Source organism: Cohnella mopanensis, from assembly GCF_022352055.1.
GTDB classification, from domain to species: Bacteria; Bacillota; Bacilli; order Paenibacillales; family Paenibacillaceae; genus Cohnella; species Cohnella mopanensis.
Window position 1 is genome coordinate 26,793 of record NZ_JAKRWM010000003.1, and the last position, 6,905, is coordinate 33,697.

Sequence of the window (6,905 nt, forward strand, 5' to 3'; positions counted from 1 at the left end):
TGCCGATTAAGGACGTATTAACGTTGTAAGCCCCTAGTGAATGCCGGGAAGGTGAAAAATTCCGCAATTCATGACGGTTACGGATACCCTTGGCCGGTATTGCCAGTCGATTTCCGCTTCTCTTTGTTGGAACCGGGCGGATACTGCATCCTTCTGCTCCTTCTGGTCGGGATGCTCCATGTTGTCCAGCATCGGGACGTAATACTGCCGAATTCGCTCAAGCTCGTCTTGTCGTCTTTGCTCCGCTTCCACCGCCCAGTTGAAATCGGTGTTTTTGAGCTTGCGTTCCATCGTCAGCTCAAGCTGGCTCATCCCTTTGCGTAACGACAAGCCGTTCCTCATAAGATGGACATTAGAAGGAAGACGGGGAGTCAGCCGCCTATCCTTCAACGTTTCCATGAACTTCTCGTTGATCACGCCCGTCGCTAAAGAAATTCCCCAACCATAGAGCTCTTCCCGTTTCATATCGCATTCGAATCCGACTTTGAAGTTAACGCCGAGCCATGCCGTATAAGGATGCGAGCTAAGCGGGTCGATCTTGCTGCGAGGCGGCTCCTCGAATAAGGTCACGCACCGTCCGCCAAACAAGGCCGAATCGAATAGCTGGTACAACCGTCTGGATCCGAAATACACGTCCTCTTGAATGACCCTGCCCGATTCGGTCATGACGTATGAGACGGGAGAAGCGTTAGTCCGATCCGCCATAGAGGGACTCTCGAACGACCAACGGTAGGTCATCGTTTCCGGAGCGGTTCCGGTCCGATCGACGAAGCTCCAATAATAGGGTCGGTTCGATAAGGCCCGATCGGCGTCGGGGGACAGCTTGACCGTGACTTGGCTAGGACTCTTCTCGATAAAATGACATCCGGTGGAATCCAAATACGATACGACGAATTTCTGGACTTGTTTGGGATTCATGGTTGATTCTCCCGATGCAGTTGATTTTTCGTTGCGAGCAAAGTGTCTCCGAGCCCGTCGATCTTCCTTCGCAATTCCTCGCCATCCGTCGATTCCAGCACCAATTGGGCTAATCTGTGCTCTAAGGAATCCTCTTTTTCGAACTGTTGAATGATCTCGTCCAGCTCTCCGATAACCAATTCAAACATATTGATTTTCTCATGGAGCAGGTGTACGATATGTTCTTCGATCGTTCCAAGGGTACACAGATTATAGATTTGTACGTCTTCCGTCTGGCCTAGGCGATGAACCCGGCCGATTCTCTGTTCCACCCGCATTGGGTTCCATGGAAGGTCGAAATTGATGACGTGATGGCAGAACTGCAGGTTGATTCCTTCGCCTCCGGCTTCGGTAGCGATCATGACCTGAGCGCGCCTGCGGAAGAGATCCATCATCCAGTCTTTCTTGCCCCGGTTCATTCCGCCGCGGTAAGGGACTGCAGATAGGCCGTGTTCTTTGAAAAACTTAAGCAAATAATCTTGGGTCGCGCGGTATTCCGTGAAAATGATGACCTTATCGTTCATGCTCTGGACAAGCTCCATCGTCTTCTCCGCTTTCGTATTCGCTTTAATGCTGCGGATGAGCTCGACGATCTCCCAGATCCGGGCGCGAAGAGGGGAGTCTTCTTCCGTCTTCTTGAACAAATTAATCAGGGTGAGGAATACGGCATCTCGGCTTGAGCACACTTCGCGTTGCAGCGTTACTAAGGAAAGCATGCTAGTCAAATCGCCGTTCTCCGTCGTTGCATGCTTGCGGACATAGTCGGTAACGCCTTCGTAGAGAGCCATTTCCTCGGGAGAGAGACGAAGCGGAACGTTCGTCACGATACGTTTCGTGAATTCCACTCCGCCGTCGCTGCGACGATTGCGGATCATGACTTGTCCAAGCGCTTCATGCAGCTTGGCTTCGTTCTTCGGTACTCTGCGGTCGGCGACGAAATTCGCCGCGAAGTCGCCTTCTCCGCCGAGCTGGCCGGGTTTGAGCAACGTAATCAAGTTATAAAGCTCGGACAGATCGTTCTGGACCGGCGTTGCGGTCAGCAGCAGGCAATACTTTTTGCGCAGCTCGTTAATGAACTGGTAGTTGCCCGTTCGTTTGTTCTTCAGCTTATGGGCTTCGTCCACGATGATGAGATCGAACTCGTTATCGAGGAGCAATTGCCGATGCGGGTCCCGCTTGGCCGTATCCATGGAGGCGACGACGATATCGTTGTCCCACGTATACGCTTTGCGCTGTGCGACGGCGGGGATGTCGAACTTGCCGTTAAGTTCTCGAACCCATTGCAGCACAAGGGAAGCCGGGACGAGGATGAGCACCTTCTTCACCAAGCCGCGGATTAAATATTCTTTCAGAATGAGGCCTGCTTCGATCGTTTTGCCCAATCCGACTTCGTCGGCCAGAATCGCGCGGCCTCTCATCTCGTGAAGCACCTTGCGTGCGGTATCGATCTGGTGAGGCAACGGCTCGAAATGAGGGAGAAGCGTAAGGCATTGAAGGGCATGGAAGTCGGTCACAAGGGACGCTTCTTCCGCTTCCAGCGCAAGTTGGTACAGCGACCAATCGTCCCAAGGGCCATTGCGTTCGGCTCGGCGCTCCAATTCTTCGAAAGCGGTCCGGTCGACATGCATGTCTACGAGAGGATGAAGCTTGCGCGGCGCCGGATCGGGAGAGTAGTTAGCGGGAGACTTGAACGGTTGGGCAACGAAGGGTGCAGACCCTTCCTCCATATCGGGTAGCGCGGGCGGCTCAGGCGACAATGGAGCGGCAGGTGAAGTCGCGCCGGACGGAGGCCCGGCAGGAGAAGAGAAAGGGATTTGCAACGGAAGTCCTCCTGAGCGATCGCTTGACGCGGAGTACGCCAAGTTTCGCAAACTCATAATAAGTTACGTAAGCCAGGTTCATGCGTAGTTATCTTGTTCTTTTGCTAGTATGAGCAAACGGGGCAAATTCAAAACCATATCGTCGAAAAGTGGAAATGCTCCCCATATTTCGAGCGCTTTCTCGCTATTTCGCGACAATTCGATGATTATGCTTAATGCCCTATAGAAGCACCAGATGTGGTGTAGTATAATAGGATTCGCACACAATATGTTGTACGATTTTACATACATGAAACGTGCTGCGAGCCGTATGAAATGCGCTTTTATTCTAATATTCGGGAGGATGAACCGGATTGAAAACGATGCAGGCAAGACGGTTGGAAGGACTTAGCGAGAAAATATTTTTGGATCGTTATGCATGGAAAAATGCCGATACCAATGAGACGAAAGTAGGAGACGTTGTCCTCGTACTGACGAAGGATGATCCCAAGTTTCCTGCCAAAGACGTTGGGGAAGTCGTCAAAAGGGATGGACAGAATGTAACCGTTAAGCTGCGGAACGGAGATTTAGTTGAATCTACCGTAGAGAAGCTGACGTTGACTATTGAGAAGACACCGGAGGAAATGTGGACGCGGCTTGCCAATGCGATGGCATCCGTGGAAGATTCCGCCGAGAAACAGAAAGATTGGTCGGAGAAATTCCGCTGGCTATTGGACGATTGGAAGCTCGTTCCGGGCGGACGGATCGCGGCGGGGGCAGGCGCAAGCGATGAGCTGACGCTATTCAACTGTTACGTTATCCCGTCCCCTCATGATAGCCGGGGCGGCATTATGCAGACGCTGTCCGAGATGACCGAAATTATGGCGCGTGGCGGCGGCGTAGGCATCAACTTGTCCTCGCTTCGTCCTCGCCGTTCGATCGTCAAGGGCGTGAATGGTTCCTCCAGCGGCGCGGTATCGTGGGGCGGATTGTTCAGCTATACGACTGGACTGATCGAACAAGGCGGAAGCCGTCGCGGAGCGCTGATGCTCATGATTAACGATTGGCATCCCGACGTCGAGGATTTCATTACCGTTAAGCAGACTATGGGCCAAGTCACGAACGCGAACTTGTCCGTCTGCGTCAGCAACGCCTTCATGAAGGCGGTTAAGGAAGACGGGAACTGGGATTTGGTATTCCCGGATTCCAAAGATCCCGAATACGATGCGCTGTGGGACGGCGATCTCGATAAGTGGAAGAAGCTCGGCAAGAACGTTATCCACTATCGGACCGTTCGCGCTCGCGACGTATGGAATAGCATCATTGAAGGGGCATGGAAGTCCGCTGAACCGGGCGTCGTATTCATGGAATACTACAACCAGATGTCGAATAGCTGGTACTTCAACCCGATAATTTGTACGAATCCGTGCGGAGAGCAAGGGTTGCCTGCTTGGGGAGTATGTAACTTGTCGGCGATCAACCTGTCCAAGTTCTACGATGCGGAGAAGCACGACGTCGCATGGGATGAGTTATCCCGCGTCGTTCGTTACTCCACTCGGTTCTTGGACAACGTCATCGATACGACGCCATACCACTTCCCGGAAAACGAGAAAAACCAGAAGAACGAGCGCCGCGTAGGTCTTGGAACGATGGGACTTGCCGAGCTAATGATTCATCTGGAAATTCGTTACGGTAGCCCGGAAAGCATGGAATTTTTAGATAAATTGTACGGATTCATGGCTCGCGAGGCTTATCTGGCTTCCACCGAGATCGCTGCGGAGAAAGGGTCTTTCCCTGCGTTCGATCTGGAGCCGTTCATGCAAAGCGGATTCATGAAAAATATGGTCGACGTGTATCCGGAAGTCGGCGAAGCCATCTCCAAACGGGGAATGCGTAATGTTACCGTTATTACCCAAGCGCCCACGGGCTCTACGGGTACGATGGTGGGTACTTCCACAGGAATTGAGCCGTATTTCGCATTCGAATTTTTCCGTCAGAGCCGCTTAGGCTTCGATAAGCAATTCGTTCCGATTGCTCAAGAATGGCAGGACGCCCATCCGGGCGAGGCGCTTCCGGAGTGGTTCGTTACCGCGATGGATCTGTCCGCTAAGGATCACATACGGGCGCAAGCTGCCATTCAACGCTGGGTCGACAGCTCGATCTCCAAGACGGCGAACTGCCCGTCCGACTTCACGATCGAAGAGACCGCCGAGCTGTACGAGATGGCGTTCGAGCTCGGTTGCAAAGGCGTAACGATCTACCGCGACGGCAGCCGCGACGTTCAAGTTCTAAGCACGGCTAAGGACGAGAAGAAGGAAGAGGCTTCGACAGTTGCGGCAGAGGATACATCCTCTAGCGCAGTAGCGGTTGCGGAATCGACTCCGGCGGAAACGCTGAGCGCGGCGCTGAACGTTAGCGTGACTCCCGAGCAGAAGCAAGTGTTCGACAAGCAATATAAGAGCCGCCCGAAAGTGTTGCGCGGGGCGACTTACAAATACAATACTCCGTTCGGTATGGCTTACATTACCGTTAACGATATCGATGGAACGCCGGGAGAAATTTTCCTGAACGTAGGTAAAGCCGGGTCCGACGTCTTTGCCATGGCGGAAGCGCTCGGCCGCGTATGCTCGCTGTTCCTTCGTTATGGCGATCACGGCAACAAAGTGGAGCTTCTCGTGAAGCATCTTAAAGGCATCGGAGGCTCCGGCGCGGTCGGCTTCGGTCCTAATCGCGTCGAGTCCATCGCGGACGCCGTCGCTCAAGCGCTCGAAACTCATGCCGGCATCGTCGATCATGAGCACGCAGCAGCCCATGAGTCACCCATTCCGGTAACGGGCTATAACGTCCTCTCGGAGAAATCGAGAGTCGCTTATACGTCGAAGGACTTGTGCCCTTCCTGCGGATCGGCTTCGCTGCTGAACGTTGAAGGATGTAAGACTTGCGGGAATTGCGGATATAGTAAGTGTAATTAATGAAAGGAGAGAGGGATGATTTCCCTCTCTTCTTTTTTAAACGGAAACACCGGGTCTTTTTTCTATGCAGGGAACTGTATTTAGAAAAAGATTAGGATACCCTTTTGTTTGAACTGAGACGACCACGATCGAAATGGGTCGTCTTTTTGATTTCTAATTTATCCTCACTTCAGTTGTGAATTATGTTCTCTGTTTACCAAATATTTGATAGAATGGATGGTAGATTGTCGTATTATGTCGTACTTCTTATGAGCCAGTGCAGACGGCAGAGTTCAGCGTAGGGTGGACTATGACAATAAATGGAGAATCAATGGCAAGAGCTTGTGGCGCATAGTTGTGTAAAGGTGTCTTCGCAAATTAGCAGCAAGAATGGATTTTATCGGAGGAGAACAATGAGAGGTAGGGAAAAGAATGCGTAAAAAGGTAAAAAAAATGATAGCCTGTGTGCTGGTTTTTCTGTTGATGATGGCACTACTGCCTGATCTGTCTGGGGGAAAAGCCTTTGCTGCAACTCCAATCAGCGGCATCACCACTTTCGATAACCTGAGCATACTCCAGCTGACTAGCGTGGGTAGTTGTAGTTCGGCCGGCTCCGGCCTGACCGCCTACAACGTCGACGGCTGGGACATCACGTTGCTTTCCACCAACAGCGTACCCGATTGCGTTATTTGGTCCGATTACGGCATGATTCCGAATTCCATCAGCATCGACGGCCGGAGTAATACGGTCTCTAGCAACTTGGTGGCAATGACTGCCAAGTCCAACGATGGCAGGCTGTTTACCCTCAATTCGGTGGATGTCGGCATTGATCTGTCCAACGGGAGATTTTACGGCACGATGCAGTTGATTGGCTACAAGAACGGCTTGCCGGTGGCAGGCGCCGTCCTAAGTAAAATAGTTGGCGATTACACCATGGAAACGTTCAACGTGTCGTTCAACAGCGCGTTCCAGGGCATCGACATGTTCAAGGCGCAGACTGACGGTACGTTCTCGGTGAACGGTGCCATCAGCATAGACAACATCAACGCCACAATAGCCCCAAACATCAGCTTCAACAGAAACGGCGGAACAGGATCAGCGCCAAATTCCATGATGGTAACGTCCGGTCAGTCTTCCGCAGCGCTGCCAGATAGCACGGGAATCACAGCTCCGACAGGAAAAGTATTTGGAGGCTGGA

At 52.2% G+C, this 6,905-nt stretch carries 4 protein-coding genes; 2 read left to right on the plus strand and 2 right to left on the minus strand.

Features of this window, described 5'->3' with window-relative positions; translation table 11 throughout:
- Positions 1-33 precede the first annotated feature (33 nt).
- Positions 34-918, minus strand: a complete 885-nt coding sequence (locus L3D05_RS07385; protein ID WP_239615386.1) for a YqhG family protein — start codon at positions 916-918, stop codon at positions 34-36.
- Positions 915-2,585, minus strand: a complete 1,671-nt coding sequence (locus L3D05_RS07390; protein WP_239615390.1) for a DEAD/DEAH box helicase — start codon at positions 2,583-2,585, stop codon at positions 915-917. The genes L3D05_RS07385 and L3D05_RS07390 overlap by 4 nt, the downstream gene beginning before the upstream one ends.
- Positions 2,586-3,130: 545 nt before the next feature.
- Here L3D05_RS07390 and L3D05_RS07395 point away from each other — a divergent pair.
- A complete protein-coding gene (locus L3D05_RS07395; RefSeq protein WP_239615387.1) occupies positions 3,131-5,728 on the plus strand; it encodes an adenosylcobalamin-dependent ribonucleoside-diphosphate reductase in 2,598 nt (865 codons plus the stop codon).
- A 411-nt stretch (positions 5,729-6,139) separates the two neighbouring features.
- Positions 6,140-6,905 (plus strand): hypothetical protein (locus L3D05_RS07400; RefSeq protein ID WP_239615388.1); only part of this gene is annotated, 766 nt, incomplete at its 3' end.